General features: G+C 70.9%; 15 protein-coding genes. 10 read left to right on the top strand and 5 right to left on the bottom strand.

Annotation, left to right across the window (positions count from 1 at the left end; all coding sequences use genetic code 11):
* Window positions 1-475: 475 nt before the first annotated feature.
* The 4 genes from OG933_RS02010 to OG933_RS01995 all read left to right on the top strand — a co-directional run bounded on the left by OG933_RS02010 (window position 476) and on the right by OG933_RS01995 (window position 4,789).
* Complete coding sequence (locus OG933_RS02010; protein WP_362275772.1) at window positions 476-2,161, top strand: ribonuclease J; 1,686 nt, start codon at window positions 476-478, stop codon at window positions 2,159-2,161.
* A gap of 126 nt (window positions 2,162-2,287) precedes the next feature.
* Window positions 2,288-3,025 (top strand): spermidine synthase, encoded by a 738-nt coding sequence (locus OG933_RS02005; protein WP_362531512.1) that lies wholly within the window; start codon window positions 2,288-2,290, stop codon window positions 3,023-3,025.
* A gap of 62 nt (window positions 3,026-3,087) precedes the next feature.
* Window positions 3,088-3,294 carry a hypothetical protein gene (locus OG933_RS02000; protein ID WP_405624969.1) on the top strand — a complete coding sequence of 69 codons (207 nt, stop codon included), beginning with the start codon at window positions 3,088-3,090 and terminating at the stop codon, window positions 3,292-3,294.
* A 295-nt stretch (window positions 3,295-3,589) separates the two neighbouring features.
* Window positions 3,590-4,789 (top strand): oxygenase MpaB family protein, encoded by a 1,200-nt coding sequence (locus tag OG933_RS01995; protein ID WP_405624968.1) that lies wholly within the window; start codon window positions 3,590-3,592, stop codon window positions 4,787-4,789.
* Window positions 4,790-4,936: 147 nt separating this feature from the next.
* Here the strand turns inward: OG933_RS01995 and OG933_RS01990 are convergent, their stop codons facing one another.
* The 4 genes from OG933_RS01990 to OG933_RS01975 all read right to left on the bottom strand — a co-directional run bounded on the left by OG933_RS01990 (window position 4,937) and on the right by OG933_RS01975 (window position 10,445).
* Window positions 4,937-6,115 (bottom strand): TetR/AcrR family transcriptional regulator, encoded by a 1,179-nt coding sequence (locus OG933_RS01990; RefSeq protein WP_405624967.1) that lies wholly within the window; start codon window positions 6,113-6,115, stop codon window positions 4,937-4,939.
* Window positions 6,116-6,319: 204 nt separating this feature from the next.
* A complete protein-coding gene (locus OG933_RS01985) occupies window positions 6,320-7,411 on the bottom strand; it encodes an NAD(P)-dependent alcohol dehydrogenase (RefSeq protein WP_405624966.1) in 1,092 nt (363 codons plus the stop codon).
* A complete protein-coding gene (locus OG933_RS01980) occupies window positions 7,408-7,917 on the bottom strand; it encodes a DUF4334 domain-containing protein (protein ID WP_405624965.1) in 510 nt (169 codons plus the stop codon). Before OG933_RS01980 ends, OG933_RS01985 begins: the two co-directional genes overlap by 4 nt.
* Window positions 7,918-8,441: 524 nt before the next feature.
* Window positions 8,442-10,445 (bottom strand): ricin-type beta-trefoil lectin domain protein, encoded by a 2,004-nt coding sequence (locus tag OG933_RS01975; RefSeq protein ID WP_405633198.1) that lies wholly within the window; start codon window positions 10,443-10,445, stop codon window positions 8,442-8,444.
* Between the two features lie 871 nt (window positions 10,446-11,316).
* Here OG933_RS01975 and OG933_RS01970 point away from each other — a divergent pair.
* A complete protein-coding gene (locus tag OG933_RS01970; RefSeq protein ID WP_405624964.1) occupies window positions 11,317-12,393 on the top strand; it encodes a LacI family DNA-binding transcriptional regulator in 1,077 nt (358 codons plus the stop codon).
* A gap of 335 nt (window positions 12,394-12,728) precedes the next feature.
* On the top strand, window positions 12,729-13,121 hold the full coding sequence (locus OG933_RS01965) for a YciI family protein (protein WP_230193513.1): 393 nt from the start codon (window positions 12,729-12,731) through the stop codon (window positions 13,119-13,121).
* A gap of 272 nt (window positions 13,122-13,393) precedes the next feature.
* On the opposite strand, the gene OG933_RS01960 is transcribed toward OG933_RS01965, so the two are convergent.
* Window positions 13,394-14,737 (bottom strand): penicillin-binding transpeptidase domain-containing protein, encoded by a 1,344-nt coding sequence (locus OG933_RS01960; RefSeq protein ID WP_405624963.1) that lies wholly within the window; start codon window positions 14,735-14,737, stop codon window positions 13,394-13,396.
* Between the two features lie 130 nt (window positions 14,738-14,867).
* Between OG933_RS01960 and OG933_RS01955 the strand changes: the two genes are divergently transcribed.
* The 4 genes from OG933_RS01955 (at window position 14,868) to OG933_RS01940 (ending at window position 21,761) form a co-directional block, all read left to right on the top strand.
* The gene (locus OG933_RS01955; protein ID WP_362531535.1) at window positions 14,868-15,581 is read left to right on the top strand and encodes a hypothetical protein; all 714 of its coding nucleotides are present in this window, start codon (window positions 14,868-14,870) and stop codon (window positions 15,579-15,581) included.
* Between the two features lie 446 nt (window positions 15,582-16,027).
* A complete protein-coding gene (locus OG933_RS01950; protein WP_362531537.1) occupies window positions 16,028-16,690 on the top strand; it encodes a DUF7019 family protein in 663 nt (220 codons plus the stop codon).
* A 5-nt stretch (window positions 16,691-16,695) separates the two neighbouring features.
* Window positions 16,696-21,045 (top strand): protein kinase domain-containing protein, encoded by a 4,350-nt coding sequence (locus OG933_RS01945; protein WP_405624961.1) that lies wholly within the window; start codon window positions 16,696-16,698, stop codon window positions 21,043-21,045.
* Window positions 21,042-21,761 carry a hypothetical protein gene (locus OG933_RS01940; protein ID WP_405624960.1) on the top strand — a complete coding sequence of 240 codons (720 nt, stop codon included), beginning with the start codon at window positions 21,042-21,044 and terminating at the stop codon, window positions 21,759-21,761. The genes OG933_RS01945 and OG933_RS01940 overlap by 4 nt, the downstream gene beginning before the upstream one ends.
* Window positions 21,762-21,898 lie beyond the last annotated feature (137 nt).

Here is a 21,898-nt window from a genome sequence, read left to right as displayed (position 1 = left end):
TCCTTGCGGTGTCCGCACCGCCTGCGGAAGCCCTTGCTGCTGCCGCTCGCTCCCGCCATGGGCCGAACCGGCCGAACCGGTCCCAGCGCCGCGGCTCGCCCGCTGTTTCACGTACGCGGGCGTCCTTGGTCGTCCCGCGTTCTCCTGGCGCTGCGCGTCCCCGTCGACCGGCACTCCGCGAGGCAGTCGTCGATGCGGGCCCGCGGGCTGCTGGACGGCGGATGTCCTCCCGGCTTCGGTTGGTTCCGCAGGGTGATTCAACGGACACCGCGTCGACGAGGACGCTGCGGGGCGGTGTCGACCGGGGCGCGTCGGTGGACTCGAAAGCGGTGCGGGCTCACCGCCGCACCGCCGGCGCGCGGAGGGCGCCGCCCGGCCCCTGTCCCTCCCCGGGAGCCGGGGCGTCGCGCCGTGTCTCGCATCGCCGGTGTGGGGCAGTGGATCACACCGGCAGACTTTTCGGTAACGTGAGGTCATGAGCCATCCGCACCCAGAACTCAAAACCGCCCCGCCGCTGCCCAAAGGTGGGCTGAGGGTCACAGCCCTGGGCGGCCTGGGCGAAATCGGTCGCAACATGACGGTCTTCGAACACGCCGGCAAGCTGTTGATCGTGGACTGCGGTGTGCTGTTCCCCGAGGAGAACCAGCCCGGGGTGGACGTGATTCTGCCCGACTTCACCTCGATCCGGGACCGCCTGGACGACATCGTGGCCGTCGTACTCACCCACGGCCATGAAGACCACATCGGGGGCGTGCCCTATCTGCTGCGGGAGCGGAGGGACATCCCCGTCGTGGGCTCGAAGCTCACCCTCGCGTTCCTCGAGGCCAAGCTCAAGGAGCACGGGATCAGGCCCCGCACGGTGCGCGTGCGCGAAGGCGATCGGCGCGGCTTCGGCCCGTTCGACTGCGAGTTCGTGGCCGTCAACCACTCCATCCCGGACGGGCTCGCGGTGGCCTTGCGGACCGGAGCCGGCCTGGTGCTGCACACCGGTGACTTCAAGATGGACCAGTTCCCCCTGGACGACCGGATCACCGACCTGCGTGCCTTCGCCCGCCTCGGCGAGGAGGGCGTGGACCTGTTCCTCACCGACTCCACCAACGCCGAGGTCCCCGGTTTCACCACCTCCGAACGCGAACTGAACCCCGCGATCGAACAGGTGATCCGTACCGCGCCACGCCGGGTCATCGTCTCCAGCTTCGCCAGCCATGTGCACCGCATCCAGCAGGTCCTGGACGCCGCCCACCAGCACGGCCGCAAGGTGGCCTTCGTGGGGCGCTCGATGGTCCGCAACATGGGCATCGCCCGCGACCTCGGCTACCTCAAGGTTCCGTCCGGCCTGGTCGTGAACGCCAAGGAACTGGAGAAGCTGCCGGACCACCGGATCACCCTGGTGTGTACGGGCTCTCAGGGCGAGCCGATGGCCGCCCTGTCGCGGATGGCCAACCGCGACCACGCGATCCGTATCGGCAAGGGCGACACCGTCCTGCTCGCCAGCTCCCTCATCCCCGGCAACGAGAACGCCATCTATCGGGTGATCAACGGCCTGACCCGGTGGGGTGCCAACGTCGTCCACAAGGGCAACGCCAAGGTGCACGTCTCCGGTCACGCCAGCGCCGGTGAACTCGTCTACTGCTACAACATCGTCCGACCCCGCAACGTCATGCCCGTCCACGGCGAGTTCCGCCACCTGCGGGCCAACGCCGACCTCGCCATCCGCACCGGCGTCGATCCCGACCGGGTCGTCATCGCGGAGGACGGTGTCGTCGTCGACCTCGTCGACGGCCGCGCCTCCATCACCGGCAAGGTGCCCGCCGGGAACGTCTACGTGGACGGCATGGAGGTCGGCGGCGCGACCGAGGCGTCCCTCAAGGACCGGGTCACTCTCGCCCAGGAGGGCGTCATCACGGTCGTGGCCATCGTCGACGCCGACACCGGCGCCCTCGCCGAGGCCCCCGACTTCCTGGCCCGCGGTTTCGTCCACGACGACACGACCTTCGAGCCGGTCATCCCCGTCATCGAGAAAACGCTGGCCAACGCCGCACAGGAAGGCGTCGGCGACGCTCACCAGCTCGAACAGCTCGTCGCCCGAGCCGTGGCCAACTGGGCCTTCCGCACGCACCGCCGCAGGCCGCTGATCATCCCCGTCATCATCGACGCCTGACCGGGCCCCCGGGGCCCCCGGGGTCCCTGCGGCCCCCGGGGTCCCCGCTCCCGCGCCAGGGCGGATCATCCGTCGCGGCGCCGGCCACGGCGCCCACACATTCACGCACGTCAGAAAGGTCAACGGATGGGCCTGCGCTTCGAGGAGATCGACTGGCAGCCGACGCCGATCGGCGAGATCAGTCTGCGGCGCAGGCGCCACCCGGTCTCGGGGGACGACGTGTACGAGGTGAAGCTCGGCGACGAGTTCCTGATGTCGAGCCTCTTCACCGCCGGCGAGATCGCGCTCGCGGAACTCGGACTGGCCGAGCTGCCGAACACCGAACGGCCCGAACTGGATGTAGCCGTCGGCGGACTCGGGCTCGGCTACACCGCCCGGACGGCCCTGGACGACCCCCGGGTGCGCTCGCTGACCGTGATCGAAGCGCTCGCCGAAGTCATCGACTGGCACCAGCGCCACTTGGTACCCCTCGGAGTCGAGCTGACCTCGGACGCCCGCTGCCGCCTGGCGCACGGCGACTTCTTCGCGCTGGCAGCCGACTCCCGCGGCCTGGACCCCGAGGCCCCGGGCCGCCGCTTCCACGCCGTCCTGCTGGACGTCGACCACTCACCACGCCATGTGCTCCACCCACGCCACGCGGCCCTCTACCAACCCGCCGGGCTCCGTGCCCTCGCCGGGCACCTCCACCCCGGCGGGGTGTTCGCCCTGTGGTCGAACGACCCGCCCGACACGCAGTTCACCTCCACGCTCACGGAGGTCTTCGCGCAAGCGGCGGCCCATGTCGTCGACTTCGACAACCCCCTGCAGGGCGGTACCTCGACCAACACCGTCTACGTGGCCCGCAAAGCACCGGGCACACCGTAGGACGACGGCCCGGCCGGGTCCGGCGACGTGGCGCGGCCACTCAAGCCGACCCGGGCCTGTGGGTGCGGCTGACGCCTGCCCGCGCCGTGCCCGAGGCCGGCGAGCACGGCGGTGACGCTGTCGCCGTCAGGAGTGCGTTCGCGTTCGCCCCGGCAGCGGAAGCGGTGCTGCGCCCGCTGATCGACGGGCGGAGCCTGGGCCCGGCCGCGCTCACCGACACGGCAGGCCTCGCCTTGGACATCGTTCCGCCGCTTCCCGGCCGCGCGTAGGAGGTGACGGCCCGCCGAAGCCTGCCCCGGGCCACTCCGTCGCCGACGGGTGTGCGCGGATGTCGGGATGCCGCCGGAGGCCGTGCCGGAGGTCCTGCCGAAGAGGAGCCGGCGGACCGTGGCGAAGCATGGGCGACGAGCCCTCGGTCACCACCATTGCCGACGGCAACACACCTCGCTATGTTAATCCAGAATCACATTCGTGCGACAAGGTGCATCACGCTGAACTGGTGAACTGACCTGCACGTCAAGGAATCTGGCACCACCTGGCCCTCTCAGGGAAGCAGGCAAGTCAATGAAGAATCTCAGCCGACGAAAAGCTCTGTCTCTCGGCGTCGCGCTCGGCCTCGTGGGTGTGGCGAACCCCGGGCGGGCGTCGGCGTCGACGGGCTCGGTGGCTGGAGCCGCCGCGGGGACCGGTCCGGAATGGATCTGGGACGACGCGGCCGACCCTCTGATGGCTTCGATGCTCGACAACGGCCACGTACCGGCGATCAACACCGCATGGGCGTCGTGGGTGAACAACAACGACCCCCTGCCCACCGGCGTGCCGGCTGACTTCGCCGCATACCTGCGGCAGGTCAACCGGCTGCCCTCCTGGGCCGACCCCGCCAAGCTGGCCCGCGCCGCCGACTTCAACCGGCGCAGGGACACGTACCTCTTCATGCTGTACGGCCTCGGCAGCGGAATCATGAGCACCGTGATTCCGCGCGAGGCCAAGAGCGTCTACTGGTCCGCGGGCGGCGCCGACATGCAGGACCGCGCGGCCAAGACCTTCACGTTCGGCTACGACCTGTCCCAGCTGGGAGCCTTCGAACCGACGGGACAGTTCGTCGTCACCGCCAACAAGACGCGCGTGGTGCACGCCGCGGTCCGTCACCTGCTGCCGCAGTCGCCGCACTGGCGGGCGGTCGCCGACGAGACCGTCCCGATCAGCGCCGCCGACATCCTGGTCACCTTCCACAGCCTGGGCACCTACGTATACAGAAAGCTGCTCGACTGGCGGATCCCGTTCCCGGCTGCGGACCAGGAGGCGTTCCTGCACTCGTGGCAGGTCGCCGTCCACCTGCTCGGTGTGCCGGACGAGCACATCCCCCAGACCTGGGCGGCCGCCGAAAAGCAGTCGGCGCAGGTGCTCGCCCCGATCCTCACCCCGTCGACCGAGGGCATCGCCCTGGCCGAGGATCTGCTCGGACTGACCGCACAGATCGACCTCGGCGTCACGCGCGGGTTCCTGAACGAGTTCGTGCGCTACGTCCTCAGCGACGAGGTCGGCGACTGGCTGGGGCTGAAACGCGACTACGCGTCGGCGGCCCTGGTCCGCACCGCATGGCCGGCGTTCATCCTCTTCCGAGAGGGACTGTCACCCGTCATGCCCGGCACCTTCTACATGTTCGACCAGTTCGTGCGCGCCCTGGGCATGCTGTTCCTCAACAAGGGCTCCTCGGGGACCACCACCCCCATCACGATCCCCACCGGCAACAGGGCAGGCTGAGCCGTCGATCCGATCCCACCGCCCCGCGGCAGACGGGCCGAGGGGCAGGCGGCAGGGACTCTCGTACGAGGCAGCCCCTCGATCAAGGCCAGCCCGGGTGCGCGCTTCACGACAAGGCGCGCGCCGCTGCTGGGTTCTGACGGCCGTTCAGACACCCAGAGCGCCCAGGACCAGAGCGGTCACGGCCTCACGATGGTCAGGGCTGTCCTGCCACCGCAGTCTGCGTCCCGCCTCGACGACCACGCCGAATCCCGCATGCACCAGCACCCGGGCCTGGCGGGGGTCCAGCTCCGGTCGGGCCAGCCGCAACTGCTGCTCCCAGACGGCGATGTGTTCGCGCTGCGCGAGGACCACGGGGCGCCGCAGTCCGGCCGGGAGACCAGCGAGCTCGGCCTCGGCAACGCTGTTGAGCTCGGTGTATTCAAAGCTGTAGGCCACATACGTCGCTGCCAGGGCGACGACGGCGTCCTGCGGGCCGACCACCTCCCGCAGACTCTGCTCCACACCCTGGGCCAGCAGTCCGGCCGCCTGAAGGCATGCTGCCGCCAGGATGTCGATCTTGCCGGGGTAGTGGCGGTAGAGCGCCGACGGGGTCAGTCCCACCGCCTCCGCGATCTGTCCGTTCGTGACGCTGGAGAATCCGTCCCGGGCGAACAGCGGCACGGAGGCCGCCAGGATCTCCGCGCGTCGCGTACGCGGCACGGGCCGGGCGGGCAGTTCGACGGGGCGCCCGCCCGGACGCCGCGCCGCGGGATCACTCGCGGCCACGCCCAGCGCGGACGCCAGCAGCAGCTCCTCGGCCCGGCGCCCGGCGATGGAGGTGTGATGCATCGTGATGGACCCGATCGCACCGAGGGCCGCCATGGCCCGCAGGCGCTCGTCAGGCAGTGGGCGCTCGCGCTGTACCGCCTCGTCGACCCGCTCGACGAGGCGACCGAACTTCGCCCCGAGACGTCGGCGGTCCTCGCGGTTGAGGTACCGGGCCTCCCATCGGTACACGCCGCCCGACGCTCGATGAGCGATGGTGATCCGGGTGACGGCGGTGAGCACATCCACCAAGGTCGCCCCGGACGGCACCTCGTCGAGCGCGGCGACCAGTCCGTCCACCATGACATCGGCGCACTCGGCGAACAGCGCGTACTTGTTCGGGAAGTGCCGGTACAGAGCGGCCGCGGAGATACCCACGCCGGCCGCGACTTCCTCCATCGACGCCGTGTGGTAGCCGCGCTCGCTGAAGACCTGCCCGGCCGCCTCGACGATGAGCTGCTTGCGGTTACGCGGCCGAGCGGCCGCGGCCGAACGGGCGGATGGGGAGGCGGAGGCCATGCGGATGAGTCAACCACACGCCGTCAGGAGGCCGGGATCCCTCGGCGCGAACCGCACAGGACGTGACTCCAGGATCGCTTCCCAGGTGACTCCGGTCCCGTGACGCGAACGGCTCGCGCCTGCGGTCGGCGCGGCAGACGGCTGTCGGCATTCCGCCGGGGACACGTCGTCTGCCACCGCCGTTCCGGGGGGCGGAGCGGCCGGTCAGGTGAAGGTGAGCACCGGCTTGATGACGCTGCCGTCCCCCATGGCGGCCACGGCCGCGCCGATGTCCTCGAACGGGAACGTGGCCACCAGCCGGTCGAGCGGGAAGAGGCCACGCCTGTGCAGGCCGATCAGCTCGGGGACGAAGCGGCCCGGGTCGGAGTCTCCCTCGATCACCCCGTGAACGCGGACGCCCTTGGCCAGCAGGCCCATCACGTCGAAGGTCACCTCATCGCCGAGGCCCAGGAGGGCGAGTTCGCCGCGTGGGCGCAGCGCGCCGACGGCCCGGCGGGCCATCTCCGGACGGCCGGTGGTCTCGACGAGATAGTGCGCACCACCGCTGGTGAGGTCGCGCAGCGCCGCCACCAGACCGTCCCCGGGGGCCAGGGCCGCCTTGGCGCCGAGTTCGATGGCCAGGGCACGGCGGGAGGCGACCGGGTCGACGGCCACTACCGGGTCGCAGCCCACGGCCACCGCGGCCATCAGCGCGCTCAGGCCGACCCCGCCCGCGCCCAGGACGACCAGCGAGGAACCTGGTTCGGGGCGCAGCCGGTTGAGTACGGTGCCCGCGCCGGTCTGGCCGCTGCAGCCCAGCGGCGCGGCAACCGCGGCAGGCAGGTCGGCGGGGACCTTGACCACGCCGCGTTCGTGGACGACGGCATGCGAGGCGAAGCTGGACTGGCCGAAGAAGCCGGAGTGGAGCGGTCTGCCGTCGAGGGAGAGCGGCGTGGTGCCGTCGTCGCGTCCACCGGAGAGGTTCAAGAGCTGCGCGGCGTGGCAGTAGGCCGGGTGGGCCGCCGCGCACTGCTCGCAGGCACCGCAACTGGCGAAGGTGAGGCAGACATGGTCCCCCGGCACGACGGCGGTCACCTCGGCGCCCACCGCCTCGACCCGGCCGGCGCCCTCGTGCCCGAAGACCATCGGGGTGAGTCGCCGGGGCCAGGTGTCCCGCATTCCCAGGTCGGTGTGACAGACGCCGACCGCGGTCATCCTCACCAGCACCTCCCGGGGCCGTGGATCCTCGAGGTCCGCGTACCGGAGGGTGAACGGGGCGCCCGGTGCCTCGGTGACCGCTGCGCGGACGCGCCTCACGACCCCTCTCCGGCACGCGGGCCCTCGTGCGGAGGCTCGGGCGCGCGCTCCAGGAAGAAGTAGTAGAAGGGCCCCTCGGCGGGGACCCCCTTGCCGTTCATGATCCCCATCAGCGTGGTGTCGTCCACCCACTTGAAGTGGTCGAAGACCGGCCGACCGTCGTAGACCATGGTGGCCGTCGCCTCGCCGCGGAACTCGACGGTCCACAGGCTGGCCTCGCCCTGGCCGAGCTCGCGGTTGGAGTACAGCTCACCCGTCGCGTTCCGGCACATCAGCGGTTTGGCGTCGTGCACGGCGGCGAACGTCTTGCCGTACCAGTCGGCCTCCGCCAGCTTGCCTTCGAGGGGGTGGCCGGTGCGGAACTCGCCGCCCTTCCACTCACCGAGGATGTCCTCGGGGCGAGTGGTGGGCAACGCCGCCCAGATCTGGTCGAGTTCAACGGCGGTGACCGGGCCGTCGCTCTTCAGGAGTTCCTGGAACCGGGCGCGGGCCTCGAGCATGTCCATGCTGGTGTCCTCTCGTCGGTGCTGAACCAGGTGAAACTTCAGGATGTCGCCGTGCGCACTGGGCAGGACGCCGCTCGGACCGTTACCGGCCGACGGCGCCGCGTCGGTGTGCGGTGCAGCCTCACACGCCTCCTCTGGCTGCTTAGCGAGCGATCAGTATGTCGCTCGTTCGACGGCAGGTTCTGATGTCACTTTCCCGGTGACGATCCACAAAAGCAAGTGTTGGGAGGGGAGTTGGCGAGGTAACGTCACCCCACTGTGTTCCTAGCGAACGCTCGGTATGCTCATGGTGAGAGGCGGTGAGCCCACCGTCGGGGAGTGGCCCCGCTCCACCTCAAGGCACCCGAAGGGCCGCGAACGGTACGGGCGTTGGCGGCGCGCGCCGAGATCCTGGCGGAGGGATCCCGACCTGGGCTCGCGGAGCGGCCCGAGGAGCCACGTGATGTCGCGCAAACGCATCGGTGGACGGACCGGAGGATCCTCCGGTCCGTCCACCGATGGGGACGAACGACGGCGTCAATCAGTCAGTTGAGCGTCCACTTCTGATTGGTCCCGCTGTTGCACGACCACAGGTCGATCTTGGTCCCGTTGGAGGTGCCGCTACTGACGGCGTCGAGGCAGAGCCCGGACTGGTTGTTGGTGACGGTGCCGTTGGAGTTGACGGTCCACTTCTGGTTGGTGCCGCCGGTGCAGTCCCAGATGATGACCTTCGTGCCGTTGGCGGTGCCGCTGTTGTCGGCGTCGAGGCACTTGTTGCCGTAGACCATGAGCTCGCCGCGCGACGTGGACGTGAAGGTCTGGTTGTGTCCGCCGACGCAGTCCCAGAACGTGAGCTGGGTGCCGTTGGTGATCGAATTCTTGGCGATGTCGAGGCAGCGGCTGGAGCCCGCCCCGATGATCGCGCTGCCGTTGGTGCCCGCGATGCCCTGAAGGAAGAGGGCGTCGAGATTGGGCGACCAGGCGCCGCTGTTGGAGAATTTCATGCTGTTGGAGCCCTTGGCCATACCGACCAGCACGGAGACGGTGCCGGGAGTGGACCAGGAGCCGGTGGGCGGGAACGAGACCACCGTGGGCTGCTGGCCGTTGACCTGGAGCGTCGCCTTACGGGCGGTGCTGTCGCCGTTCACGTAGGCGATGGTGGCGAGCTTCACGCCGGAGGCCGAGGCGTTGATGTTGTTGAAGGTCAGGGTGTTGGCGGAACCGTTGCCGATCCAGTCGACCAGCGAGCCGCCCGAGCAGTTGGCGCAGGAGCCGGTCGCGGCGGTACCGGCAAGGGTGTTGGACGGGGACTCCGCCTCGTAGGTGGTGCCCGAGGCCTCGGTGCCGGAGACGGTGAGCAGCACCGCTTCGCCCGCCGGGACGCCTGCGGTGTAGCTCGTCGCGGAGCTGCCCGCGTTCGTCGCCGTCCACACGTCGCGCACGGAGGCGGAGGCCGCGGTCAGGCCCAGGTCGGACCAACGGGCCGTGATGGAGGCGGCGGCGGAGGTGCGGTTGAGCAGCAGCACCGCACGCTTGCCGGTGCCCGAAAGAACCTTGCTGTAGACCTCCAGGCCCTTGGTGTCCTCGGCGACCTTGACCCCCTGGAGGCCGCGGGCGTCCTGGTCGATGGCGATGACCTCGGGGTTCTTGAGGATCGACGCGGTGGTGGAGCTCATGGTGGTCAGGTTGTTGCCGGCCAGCAGCGGGGCGCCGGAGATCGCCCACAGGCCCATGTGCGTGCGGTTCTGGGCGGCTGTGAAGCCGCTTATGCCGACCATCAGCATGTCCGGGTCGTTGTAGTACCCGGTGTGCTGGGACGAGGGGTGCAGCGTCCTGTCGAAGTTGGCCAGCATGTTGGCCGTGGACGGGCTGTTGCCCCAGAAGAGGATGTCCGTGCTGGTGCGCCACATCGGGGCCGTGCCCGCGCCCCAGTTCCAGGGGTTGCCGGTGCCCCACTCACAGAACGACAGGACCAGCTCATGGCCGGTGATCGCGGTCGCGGCGTCGTTGGCTGCGCTGATCGCCTTGTAGGTGGCCTCTTGGTCCAGGCCCTCGGCGTTGCCGCCGCACCAGTCGATTTTGACGAAGTCGTAGCCCCACTCCTGGAAGGTCTGCATGTCCTGCTGGTAGTGGCCCTCACTGCCGGTGTTGGGCGCCGCAGGTCTGGTGGTGGGGTAGTAGTAGCCGCAGCCCTGCTTGCCCGCGTCGGTGTAGATGCCCGCCTTGAGGCCCTTGCTGTGGATGTAGTCGGCCATCGCCCGCATGCCGCCGGGGAACAGGCTTTCGTCGGTGACGATCTTGCCGTTGCTGTCGCGGGCTCCCTGCCACCATCCGTCGTCGATGTTGACGTACTTGTAGCCCGCGGCGGCCATTCCGGACGAGACAAGCGCGTCGGCCTGGGCCTTGATGGTGTTGTGGTCGATGCTGCTGGCGAAGCTGTTCCAGGAGGCCCAGCCCATCGGCGCCCGTGGAACCGCGACCTGGTTGGTGGTCACCGCGACCGGCTCGGTCCGGCCGAGCTCCGCCGACGGCGTCAGGCCACCGCCCATGGCCACGAAACCGGCGAGAGCCAGGCTGAGGACCAACGCCTGGACGGCGACACGTCTTGCCCAGTGGGTCACGGCGGTTCTCCCTGAAGACACGGAATCAACCCTTTCCTGATGCGGATGGACGACAGCGGATGCGGTTGTAGGGGCATGAGCCTGGATCAGGTGCATGCCAAGAAGGGGGACGAGTGGGAGGGGGTCGATCGCCTGATGGGGGATTGCCGCGGCCCTCAGCCCCGGTAGGGGCGCACGCGCTACGCGCACGCACTCGGTGCGCGCACTCGGCGAACGCATGGAGCCGCCTCCTCCTTCGTGAGCCGGAAAATGTTACCGTTCACATCCTTCTGCTTCATGGGACGCGGCGACATGCGGAGTGGTGGACAAGGCGCGGCAGGGCTTGCACCAGAAGCTCCTACGAGGTGAGCGTCCGAAAGTGGAGCCCCTGCGCGTGCCGACATCGGGCGTCGACGCGTCAGTGACGCAGGAGGAAGTGTGAACGGTAACATCTGGCTCCCGCAATACTCCGCGTGGAATTTTCCGCTTGGCTTCCTGTGCGGCGAGGCCGGTCAGGAAGCTTCCCGGGCGCGCCGACCTCGGTCTCGGGCCGACGAAAGACATCAGCACGGCTGCGGGTACGGTATGGCCGTCGAGCCCGACGCCGAACGGTGACTCCGTGGCCTGGTGGGAGAAGCGGGGAGTGGACTTCCGCGCCTCCTCCGAGCACGCCGAAGACACCACGGCCGACCGGCTACCCGCCCACAACCCATCTTCTTGTCCACGTACAGGGTGAAGGTGCTCGACCGAAGGAGCTCGACCCCTTCAGTCCAACGCCGCCGTCACCCCTGGGCCAGCACGACGAGGAGCCGTCCCCACCATGCAGGAAGCGACGCCCGCCCCCCGCTCCGGCGGGGGACCGCAGGCTCCGAAGACCGTCAGCATCCGAGACGTCGCCATGCAGGCGGGCGTGTCCCACCAGACCGTCTCCCGGGTCGTCAACGGCCACCCCCGGGTCAAGGACTCGACCCGGGCCCGGGTCCTGGACGTCATCGCCGAGATGGGCTACACGCCCAACCGGATGGCCAGGGCACTGGCGGGCGGCGCGGTGCGCTCGGTGACCGTGCTGACCTCCGACACCTCCTTGTACGGCGCCTCGGCGACCTTGAAGGGCATCGAGGAGGCGGCGCGGGCGGCTGACTTCGCGGTGGGGATCAGCGTGCTCGACAGCGGTTCGGCCCAGCAGCCCGCGGATGTCGCGGCCCGGGTCAGCCGGCCGGGGGAGGCGGTGCTGGTGATCGCCTTCGACGCGGCGGGCGTACAGGCATGGCAGGCACTGCCGACCGGGTTCCCGGCAGCGGCGGTGGTGGAACGGCCCGAGGACGGCAGCCCAGGCGACCGGCCCCAGCTGTGGCTGGACGACCGGGCGGCCGCGGCTCAGGCCACCCGCTATCTCATCGGCCTCGGCCACGAGACCGTGCACTACCTGGCGATCCCCTCCTCCACCACCCGCTTCGGCCAGCGCACCGAGGGCTGGCGCGACGCCTTGCGGGCGGCCGGCAAGCCCCGGCCGGAACCCCTCGACGCCGGCTGGACCCCTCGCTCCGGCTACCACATCGCCCGCTCGCTGCTGGTCGACCCGTCGGTCACGGCCGTGCTCTGCGGCAACGACGACCTGGCACTCGGCGTACTCCGCGCGGCCAGGGAGGCGGGCCGCGACGTGCCGGGCGACCTGAGCGTGGTGGGCTTCGACGACGCCCCCCATTCCGCCTACGCACACCCTGCCCTGACCACCGTCCGCCTCGACTTCGAAGGCCTCGGCCGGGGCTGTTTCGGTCTGCTCCACCGGCTCCTCGAGCCCGATACCGCCCCGCCCCTGCCCCTGTGGGCCGAGCCGGAGCTGATCGTGCGGGAGAGCAGCGGTCCGGCCCCGATACGGCGTGACCGGTCGTCATAGGCCTGAACTCGCCGGCCGGCCGGGTGCGGCAGCGTGGTGGTGCGGCCGGTGTATGGCAGCAGGCCGAAAGCGGCGAAGTGGGTGGGTCGCTCCGCTGCGAGCCGAGCCGAGCCGAGCCGAGGCGGTCGGTCGGTCGAATCCGCCCACGCCCAAGTATCGGCGCGCACGGTGAGCCGGCAGCAATCGCATGTCCGAGGTGGCGGGCGAGGAGGGCTTCGCCTTGACTACGAGGAGAAAACAGCGCCGGAGGGCACCGATGAGTTTCGCCGTTCCCAGCTGTCCACCTCTTTGCAAGCGCTCAGAAGCGCAGCAGCCGCTCCGGAAGGGTGAGGAACATGAAGTACATGATCCAGATGAACGTGCCTGCCGCCCAGTGGGACACCATCATGTCCTCGTACTCCAAGGACGACATGGAGGCGATGTTCGCCCACATGAACTCTCTCAACGCGGACCTCACGTCCGCGGGGGAATGGGTGGACGGGCAAGGCCTCGGAGGCCCTTCGCTGGTCAAGACGGTGCGGGCCGGAAGCGACGGACGGCCGCAGGTGACCGACGGGCCGGCCGAGGCGGGACGCATCCTGGCCGGGTACTGGGTGGTCGACGTCAAGAGCGAGGATCGGGCCCTGGAGATCGCCGCACGAGCGTCGGCGTGTCCCGGCCCTGGCGGGAAGCCCGGCAACGACCCGGTCGAGGTGCACGTGATCCCCGGAGACCCGACGGCGGCCTGAGCCGCCGTCCGTGGCAGCGCCCGGAACCGGGTGAGCTGCGTTCGTCGATCTCGCGGGCGCCGACCAGCCGGTCCACGGTCCCGTCCGGACCGAGACCGGCATCCGCCCGAGACCGGCAGCCGCCCGGCGGCGGCAGCGGTCGGTATCGAGGTGCGCCCGGCTTGCCGGCTGCGCCACTACGCCCCGCCCCCGGCGCGCACGCACATCGCGGAATCCGTGCTCGGAGTTGCCTCCGCGTCACGGAGGCGGCGCCGCGGCGCGGGCGGCCTCGGTCAGGAGACGCTCGCGAAAATCTTCTCCGCCGCCTCGGCCGCCGCCCGTCCGCCGACGGATTCCTCGGCCCCGGCCGTCGAAGGCAGATCCTCGACGCGGACCGCCACGGCAACGCGCCGTCCGTCGCTCGACTGCGCTGAGCCGATGAACCACGAGGCGGCCAGGTCGCCGTCACCGCTGGGGACCCACCCCGTCTGTCCGCCGGTGCCCAGTGCCGCCTGCAACGCGTCAGCCGTGCCCCGGGACATCGCCTGCCCGGCGGAACCACCATCGGCGGTCTCGGGTCGCTGCGTGGTGCCGTCCGCCTTCGTCACCCGCTCCACCAACTGCGGGGACACGAGTTGCCCGCCGTTGGCGACCGCGGCCGCGACGCGCGCCATCTCCAGCGGGGTTGCCCGGACGTCCCCGGCTCCCATCCCTGTCAGGGCCGCAGCGGGGGCCGTGATGCTGTCACCGGGGTAGCTGCTCTCGGCGACCGCCAGGGGCACCTTGAGCGTGTCGTCGTCGAAGCCGAACTTCTGGGCCGCGGCACGGAGTCGGTCCTGGCCGAGCTCGGCGGCCATCTTGGTGAACACGTTGGCGCAGGAGCGGCGCAGCGCCAGCCTGATGGAGGCGTTCTCGCACTGCGACGACGCGCCGGTCACCCGCGTCGTGGAGAGGGGGAGCACATAGGTGAGAGGGCTGACGGTGGCGTCGTCCACCGTTGTATAGAGGCCCTGGTCCAGGGCGGCGGCCGCGACGACGACGCTGAAGGTCGCCCCCGGCGCATCGGCCTGCTTCAGGGCCCGGTTGAGCATCGGCGAACGGCTGTCGGCGTTGGCCGACTTCCACGCCTGGGCGTCCTTCCCGCCTCGGCCGCTGAACTGCGCCGGGTCGTAGGAAGGCGTACTCACGAGGGCGAGGAGCTTCCCGGACTCCGCGTCGAGCGCCACCGCGGCGCCCTGCCGGTCACCCAGCGCGTCGAACGCGGCCTTCTGGACGGCGGGTTCGATGGTCGTCGCGACGTCACCGGGCACGCCGGCGCTCAGCGAGTCGTCGTACAGGGCCTCGAGGCCGGCGCGGCCGTACGCCATCGACCGGTAGCCCGTGATGGGCGCGTAGAGGGGGCCGTTGGTGTAGGTGCGCTGGTAGGGAGCCTTCGGGAGGTTGGTGGGCTGCGAACCGGTGACGGCTTTCCCGCCGACGAGAATGTCGCCCAGTCCGCGTTTCGACGCGGACGGGGAGGTGCGCTCCGCCGGGGACTTGTTGCCGGTGTGCGTGTCCTGGCTGCAGCCGCTGGTCACAGTGGCGAGAGCAACGAGAACCCCCGAGACGCGAAGCGCCTCTCTCGTGGTCGTGTGCATGGCCACATTCTAGAGAAATGCACGCAGCGGGCGGGTAGTTGGGCCAGATCGCCTCGCTGGCGGGCCCGCCGTGCCAGCATCTGTGCAGTGCGCCCTGGCGGATGGGGGCGGGGGGCGAGGAGCCGAGCTCGTGGACGCGTTCTTGCAGGGAATTCCCCAGCCCGAGGACCTGTGGATGTTCGCCGTCCACGGCGTCTTCGGGCCGGGCATCGCCGTCACCGTGTACCTGCTGTACGTCCTTGTGACCGCATGGCTGGGCACCATCAGGTCGACCGTGACACTGGTCCGCCGGTTGGGCGGGGTGGCTCATGACGCTCATGTGCGGTTGGTGGAGATGTCGGCGACGCAGATCACCGCGGCCGTGGGGCTCTCGCTTCTGCTCGCGCTGGTGCTGTGCGGCTGGCTGACCGGTGTCCTCGTCATCGGCAATCTGATCGCCTTCGCCTACCAGAAGTCCGGGCACCAGTTCCTGGAGCTGCAGACGAGGGATGCGGCATCGCTCGTGGACTGGCTGCAGTGGAACGCCTTCACGAAGGGCTATCTCATCGCGGCGCTGGCCGTGGTGCTGATCGCGGCCGTCCACCGGGGGAGTCCGAACCTGCGTTTCCTGGCCTTCCTGATCGGCGTACCGGCCATGCCGTGGGGCCTGTCGATCGCCGTCCTGGTGGTGTTCGAGACCATCCTCGGCTGCTTCGCGTGGATGGGGACGGGGGACTACTCGGCCGGGGCCGGTTTCACCTGGCACCTGGTCTTCGCGGCGGTCGTCGCCGCCTACCTCGGCGCGTGCGTCGTCGCCCTGCGCGCGGCCAGGAGCCTGGGCCGGCTGTGGCTCGCGCGGGAGTAGACGCACCACGCGCCGCCGACGATGGGGGACGCACACCCGCCACCCGGTACTCCGACGCCTGTACACCGCGGCCCCCACCGCCACGCCCGCTTCGAAGCCGCCCGCCAAGCGGCCGGTCGACCGGTAAGGAACCATGGGTGAGCTCGGTCGAGAGCCCGTCCGTCAGGAGCTCCGCCATTGTGCAGGGCCATTCAACTTGCCGCGGGTAGCGGGACGTTGGAGAGTGTCCTTCGACGACGGCCCCCTCCGACTCGGTGGTGGGCGCCGAACACGGCCGGTTCCCCAGGGCCTTCGCGTGACCGCGACGTGGTCTCCTGACTGTGCGCGTCATCCCGATCGGAGCGCGGGCGCAGCGACATGTGCCCGCCAGCCCCGCGCATTTGATGGTTCGCATCGGGCCCTGATCGCTACGCTGGGGCAGGCCAAGGCCTGGGAGGGAGCCGGCAATGTCGTTCAGCTACTACGTTTACGTCAGCGACAGCAAGATCAACATGCTCTTGCCGCAGATCGAACCCAGGTCCGGGGCGAAGCGCACCACGGAACTGGGCGTGAATCTCACGGTGCTGTCGGCGAAGCGAACGACAGAAGGCCCGTCCGACGACCGGATCGGCCGGCTGGAGACCGTCGTCGGATACCTGCGCGATCACGGTGATCTCGGCACCGTGGACGAGCCGGGTCAGTTCTTCTGGGGATCGCTGCCGATGCGCTGGGGGGCGTTCCCCGGCGACCCCACGTCCTCGCTGGTCTTCTTCGGCGGGCGGAGCGGGGACACGGTCGTCGGGCTGGGCGGCTCCTACAGGCACGTGTGCGACTCCGTGCCGAACGCCGAGGCGCACGGGGTGGGGCGCTCGATGATGTCGTCCATGCTCGACGGGCTGGGAGCCACCTCGGACCTGGAGGACGAGTACGTCGCCGACGCGGTGGACGGCGACCTCGACCGGGCCGATCGCGCCGCACTCGCCAGGGTGCAGGGCGCGGTGGCGAGCCTGCGGTGGCCGGCGCAGAACGTCGAGTTCGTGGCCAAACGCCTGCTGCACGGCGACAGCCCGGACGGCGCGGCCAAGTCGGTGCTGCTCGGGACGCCGGTGTACGTCGCCATCGTCGACTGACGACGATGCAAGCGTGGCACCGCGGGGACCTGATCCTCGACCTCTACGAGGTCCTGGACGTGGTCCGCACCGGCGGCATGGGACTGGTGCACCGGGTCCGGCACCGCGGCTGGGACATCGAACTGGCGGTGAAGACCCCGCGCCGGGCCCTGGTCCGCTCACCCGAGGCGATCCGGGACTTCGAACGGGAGGCCGAGGTGTGGGTCGGGCTGGGCTTGCACCCGCACATCGCGAACTGCGTGTACGTCCGCACCCTCGACGGCGTGCCCCGGGTCTTCGCGGAATGGGCGGACGGCGGCAGCCTGGCCGAAGCCGTCCGGAGCCGGAGCCTCTACCGGAACGCGCCCCTGGCATCCCTGCTGGACGTCGCCATCCAGTCCGCGTGGGGACTCGACCACGCACACGAGAACGGGGTCGTGCACCAGGACGTCAAGCCCGCCAACGTGATGCTCACCCGGGACGGCACGGTCAAGGTCACCGACTTCGGCATGGCCCGGGCCCGCATGGTCACCGGGGAGGACGCCGGGGACGCGGATCCGCTCGTCAGCCGCGGCGGCCTGACTCCCGCGTACTGCTCGCCCGAACAGGCGCGGTCGCCGGGCGGGCTCACGACGGCCACGGACACCTGGTCCTGGGCGGTCACCGTGCTCGAAATGTTCCTCGGCCGGCCACCGGACCCGGACGGGACCGCGGCGGGCGCCGTCTTGGACGCCTTCGCCCGCTCCGGCACCCCGGACGCGATCCTGCCGATGCCGGGTGAGGTGGCGGATCTGCTGCGCGAATGCTTCACCGAGGCCCCGGCCGCGCGTCCCGGCCGCCTCGGGCCGCTCGCGGAGCGCCTGATCCGAGTCCACGAGCGGGAGGTCGGCCCGTACCCCCGGCGCGCCCCGGCGGCGGCCACCCTGCTCGCCGACGGCCTGTCCAACCACGCACTGTCGATGCTGGACCTCGGTCGCCGCGGGAGCGCCGAGGAGCTCTGGAGCCGGGCTCTGCGGGCGGATCCGCACCACCCGCACGCCCGCTACAACCGCGGGCTGCACCGGTGGCGGACCGGGGTGATCACCGACGCCGAGCTGGTCGACGAGCTGGAGTCCGTGCGGTTCGGCGATCCGGGTGACGGCGTGGGGACATACCTGCTCGCGCTGGTGCACCGGGAACGCGGTGATCCGGTCGCGGCGGCCGCGCTGCTGCGGGACATGGTCGCGCGGACGCCCGGCGACCCGCAGGCCGCCGCCGCGCTCGCGTCGGTCGAGCACGCACCCGCCCCCGCGCAGTCGGTTCTGCCGGAGGAGCACGAAGACCGGGTCACCGCCCTCGCGCTGACGCCGGACGGCCGGGTCGCGGTCTCGTCCGACCGCTCCGGCGGGCTGCGCATCTGGGACGTGCCGGCGAAGGCCTGCCGGCAACAGTTCGAGCTGGAGAAGTACCGGGCCTCGGCTCTGGCGGTGCGCGACGACGGACAACTCGTGGTCGTCGGCGGGGACATCGGGCGGGCGCTCGTGCTCGACCTCGACGCCGGGGCCGGGTTCGAACTGCCCGGCCACCCCAGCTGGGTGGGCTTGGTCGCGCTGACCGCGGATCAGCGGCACGTGGTCACCAGCGGCTTCGAAGGGGAAACCGTCACCTGGGACCTCGAGACGCGCGAACCCCTGGACGTGCGGCAGTTCGAGAACAAGGCGGACGTCCTCGGTGCCCAGGGCACCCTGTGTTCCGTCGTCGATCACCGGCGCCACACGAACTCCGTGTACGACGTCCGCACGGGCGAGCTGGTGCACCGGTTCGAGAGCACCCGGATGGAGGCGTGGTTCAGCGGCGACGGCCGCCTCGCCGTGGTCGGCCTCGGCAGCACCGACGTCCGGCTGGTCGACCTCGCGTCCGGCGAACCCCTGCGGGAGCTGAAGACCGGCTACGGCCGGATCGCCGTCAACCTGGACGGCACGGTCGGCTTCTCCAGCGGCGGCCGCGACGAGCCGTCGCGGGTGTGGGACCTGAGCAGTGGCCGGTGCCGCCTGTCCCTGGACCCGACGCCCGACACCAAAGAGGTCGCGCTGAGCGCGGCCGGGCGGGTCGCCGTGACCGCCGAGGGGAAGTCCGTACGGGTGTGGCACCTCCCGCCCGCGGGGCCACCGGCCCCGTGGAGTTACGTCCGCCCGCACGAAGCCCCGGACGTCGCCGCCACCGCCGCCCGGGCGGCCGCGCTGCTGGCGGAGGCGACCACGCTGGCCGGCGCCGGGCGGCTCGACGAGGCGGCAGGCCGGATCCGTGCGGCTCGCGCGCTGCCAGGGCACCTCCGCCACGCCGAGCCGGTGCGCCTCTGGCGCCGGCTCGGCGCCCTTGGCCGCCGGACCGAGCTCGCCGACGCCTGGTCCGCAGGCCGCATCGTCCCGGAGGACGGCCGGTCGTGGGCCCTGGAGTTCAGCGGCCGCAGCCCCACCGCGCTCGCCCGCGCCGGGAACGCCGCCGAAGTGTGGGTCTTCGACGTCGAGACCGGGCAACTGCTGCACACGCTCAGCCTGCACACCGGCCACATCAGCGCCGTGGCGATGACCGCCGACGGCCGGCTCGCGGTGTCCGGGGGCGAGGACGGCCGGGTCGTCGCCTGGCACCCGCGCGACAGGCGGATCGTCCAGCTGTTCACCAGCCCCCGCGACCACGTGTACTACGTCGCGGTCAGTGAGGACGGCCAGGTGGCTCTCTCGGGAACCGCCGACGGCGTGGTCGCGGCCTGGGACATCGGCAGCGGTCGGACCATCGGGCGCTGGGAGGCGCACTCGGGGGCGGTGCTGGACGTGGCCGTCAGCGCCGATCGCCGCTACGGGCTCTCTCGCGGCCAGGACGTCAGCGTGAAGATCTGGGATCTGCGCGAAGGCGAACTCCGGTGGGTGCTGCGCGGGCACGACGAGTGGATCGGCGCCGCACGGCTGAGTGACGACAGCCGGTTCGTGGTCACCGGTGGCGCCGACGCCGAGGTGCGGGTCTGGCGGACCGCCGACGGACAGTGCGAGGTGGTGCTCACCGGACACGCGGACGCCGTGGTCGACGTCCTGCCGAGCCCGGACGCCCGGCGGCTGCTGTCCTGCTCGGTGGACGGCACCGTACGGCTGTGGGACGTCCTGGGCGCTCGCTGCGTCCACGTCCTGGCCGGGCACACCGGCGTCGTGCGGAGTCTGGCTGTCACGCCGGACTTCCGGCTCGCGGCGTCCGGCGGGGAGGACCGCAAGGCCCGGTTGTGGGACCTCACGACCGGCCGGCAGCTGCGTGCGTTCACCGGCTTCACGGACGCGGTCACGCACGTCGCGCTGGCCCCCGACGGCGCCCTGCTCCTGGCCGGCGACGAGCAAGGGCGCCTGCTCACCTGGGCACTGGACTGGGTGTACGACTTCGGCTCGGCGACCGGCTCCCTGCGACCGGAGGCCGAGCCCGTGCTCGACGAGCTGCGGGCCGAGGTCGCCGTTCCGCTGCCTTCCCGCGAAGACGACCGCCCGGCGCTCGTCGAGGCGTGCGCCCGCCTCGGCGACCGGCAGCGGCACGCCGTCTCCCGCACCCTGGACCTCGTCGGCGAACTGGAGAAGATCCTTTCGCGCACCGACACCGGCTACCGGCTGTACGTGCGCTTCGTGGCCGAGGACGCGGCGGCCCGGGAGCCCACCCGCATACCGAGCACGGCCGAACGGCTCGCGCTGCTGCTGCGACCGGAGGAAGAACTGAACAGGTCCGAGACGTTCTGGGCCGGCTACTTCGCCAAGCAGCTCCAGGACGACCTCGTCACACTCGCCGAGGCTGCCCCGGTCCTGCACCGCGAGGGCGACCTGGCCGCGGCAGAGCACGCGTGGCAACTCGTCGTCGACGTCCGCTCCCACCTCTGGGACGCCGGCCACGTCGAAACCCAGGGCGCGATGCTCGGCTGGGCCGCGGTCCTCGCCGACCTGCACCGGGAGCCGGAGGCCCTGGCGTTGGTCCGGGCGGTGACCGCGGAGCGCGCACAGGACCTGGGGCCGGACGACCCGGCCACCCTGGAGGCGACCGCGGCGCTCGCGTCCCTGTTGTCGGCCGGCGGCGAGCACACGGAGGCGGAGCGGTTGTACGACGACCTGCTGCCCCGGCTCGTGAAGCGCTTCGGCCGCGACGACGGCCGGACGCTCGACGCCCGGGTGGGGCTGGCGCGTGTGCACCACCGGCTCGGGCGACCGGGCGAGGCCGAGCCGGTCCTGCGTGAGGTGCTGACGAAACGGCGGCTGCGGCTGGGCGACGACCACCCGGACACGCTCGCCGTCCAGCACGAGCTGGACAGCGTGCGGGGGCCGGAGCAGGCGCCGGACAAGCCGGCGCGACGGCGATGGAGGAGGCGGCGATGATCCCGGGTCGGTCCAGTACCGAAGCTCTGATCACCGGCAAGGTGTTCATGGGCGAGATCGGGGCGTTCTTCCCCGTGAGCATGACGTTGCGAGGCGACGAGTTCACGGCCGTGTTCATGATGCGCCCCCGTGAACTCGGGCATCGGACGACCGGGCCGTACACGCCCGACCGGCCACCGGTCGACGCGATGAACTGGGCTCAGCTGCGGACGGGGATGGGCATGGCGGGGCACTTTCCCCGCTTCCGGATCGAAGCGAGCGGCCGGTGGCCGCGCATCCACGTCGAGCTGCTCGGCATCGCGGTCCGCGGGCTGATCGTGATGCCGGAGGAAGTGACCGCGGAGTCGGTGAACGCGCCGTACCTGGGCGAGTGGCAGGAGCAGATCTCTTCCACGGTGCGGATCGCGCTCGACTGGGTCGCCGGCTGGCTCACAGCCTGTCACCACCAGGCCGGCGGCACCGAGCCGTCGGTCGACATCGATCTGGTCTATCGGCCGGACGACGACTACGAAACCGGCCTCGCCCAGGTCGACGAGCGGGTGCGTGAGCTCATCCCGCCGGTGCGACCCGTCCTCGAGTTGCGCTGGCGTTCCGTGAGCTCGGCCCAGCGCAAGATCTTCATGAAGAACCTCAAAGGCGCCCGAAAGACCGGGACCCGGTCCGATCGGCGACTGAGCTACCGGATCGGCGGTATCGAGCTGGAAGTGCCGGCCTGAGGAAGCCACCGCGAACGTGTGCCGACATCCCGCAACGCGGGGGAGTTCGGTGTCGAACCCGTCGTGCAAGACCTCCCCGGCCCCGAGATTGCGGCCATCGGCACGTCATCGTCCAGGTCCCGACTCGGGGGAGCCCA

Source organism: Streptomyces sp. NBC_00016, from assembly GCF_045040885.1.
Classification (GTDB): Bacteria; Actinomycetota; Actinomycetes; order Streptomycetales; family Streptomycetaceae; genus Streptomyces; species Streptomyces coriariae.
Note: the sequence above shows the minus strand (reverse complement) of the source record. Positions and strands in the feature narration are given on the sequence as shown.

Excerpts from the sequence above, each read along its gene's own strand:
- OG933_RS02010 (WP_362275772.1), top strand. The coding sequence starts at position 476 with ATGAGCCATCCGCACCCAGAACTCAAAACCGCCCCGCCGCTGCCCAAA.
- OG933_RS02005 (WP_362531512.1), top strand. The coding sequence starts at position 2,288 with ATGGGCCTGCGCTTCGAGGAGATCGACTGGCAGCCGACGCCGATCGGC.
- OG933_RS01995 (WP_405624968.1), top strand. The coding sequence starts at position 3,590 with ATGAAGAATCTCAGCCGACGAAAAGCTCTGTCTCTCGGCGTCGCGCTC.
- OG933_RS01990 (WP_405624967.1), bottom strand. The coding sequence starts at position 6,115 with ATGGCCTCCGCCTCCCCATCCGCCCGTTCGGCCGCGGCCGCTCGGCCG.
- OG933_RS01980 (WP_405624965.1), bottom strand. The coding sequence starts at position 7,917 with ATGGACATGCTCGAGGCCCGCGCCCGGTTCCAGGAACTCCTGAAGAGC.
- OG933_RS01975 (WP_405633198.1), bottom strand. The coding sequence starts at position 10,445 with ATGGGCGGTGGCCTGACGCCGTCGGCGGAGCTCGGCCGGACCGAGCCG.
- OG933_RS01970 (WP_405624964.1), top strand. The coding sequence starts at position 11,317 with ATGCAGGAAGCGACGCCCGCCCCCCGCTCCGGCGGGGGACCGCAGGCT.
- OG933_RS01965 (WP_230193513.1), top strand. The coding sequence starts at position 12,729 with ATGAAGTACATGATCCAGATGAACGTGCCTGCCGCCCAGTGGGACACC.
- OG933_RS01960 (WP_405624963.1), bottom strand. The coding sequence starts at position 14,737 with ATGCACACGACCACGAGAGAGGCGCTTCGCGTCTCGGGGGTTCTCGTT.
- OG933_RS01950 (WP_362531537.1), top strand. The coding sequence starts at position 16,028 with ATGTCGTTCAGCTACTACGTTTACGTCAGCGACAGCAAGATCAACATG.
- OG933_RS01945 (WP_405624961.1), top strand. The coding sequence starts at position 16,696 with ATGCAAGCGTGGCACCGCGGGGACCTGATCCTCGACCTCTACGAGGTC.
- OG933_RS01940 (WP_405624960.1), top strand. The coding sequence starts at position 21,042 with ATGATCCCGGGTCGGTCCAGTACCGAAGCTCTGATCACCGGCAAGGTG.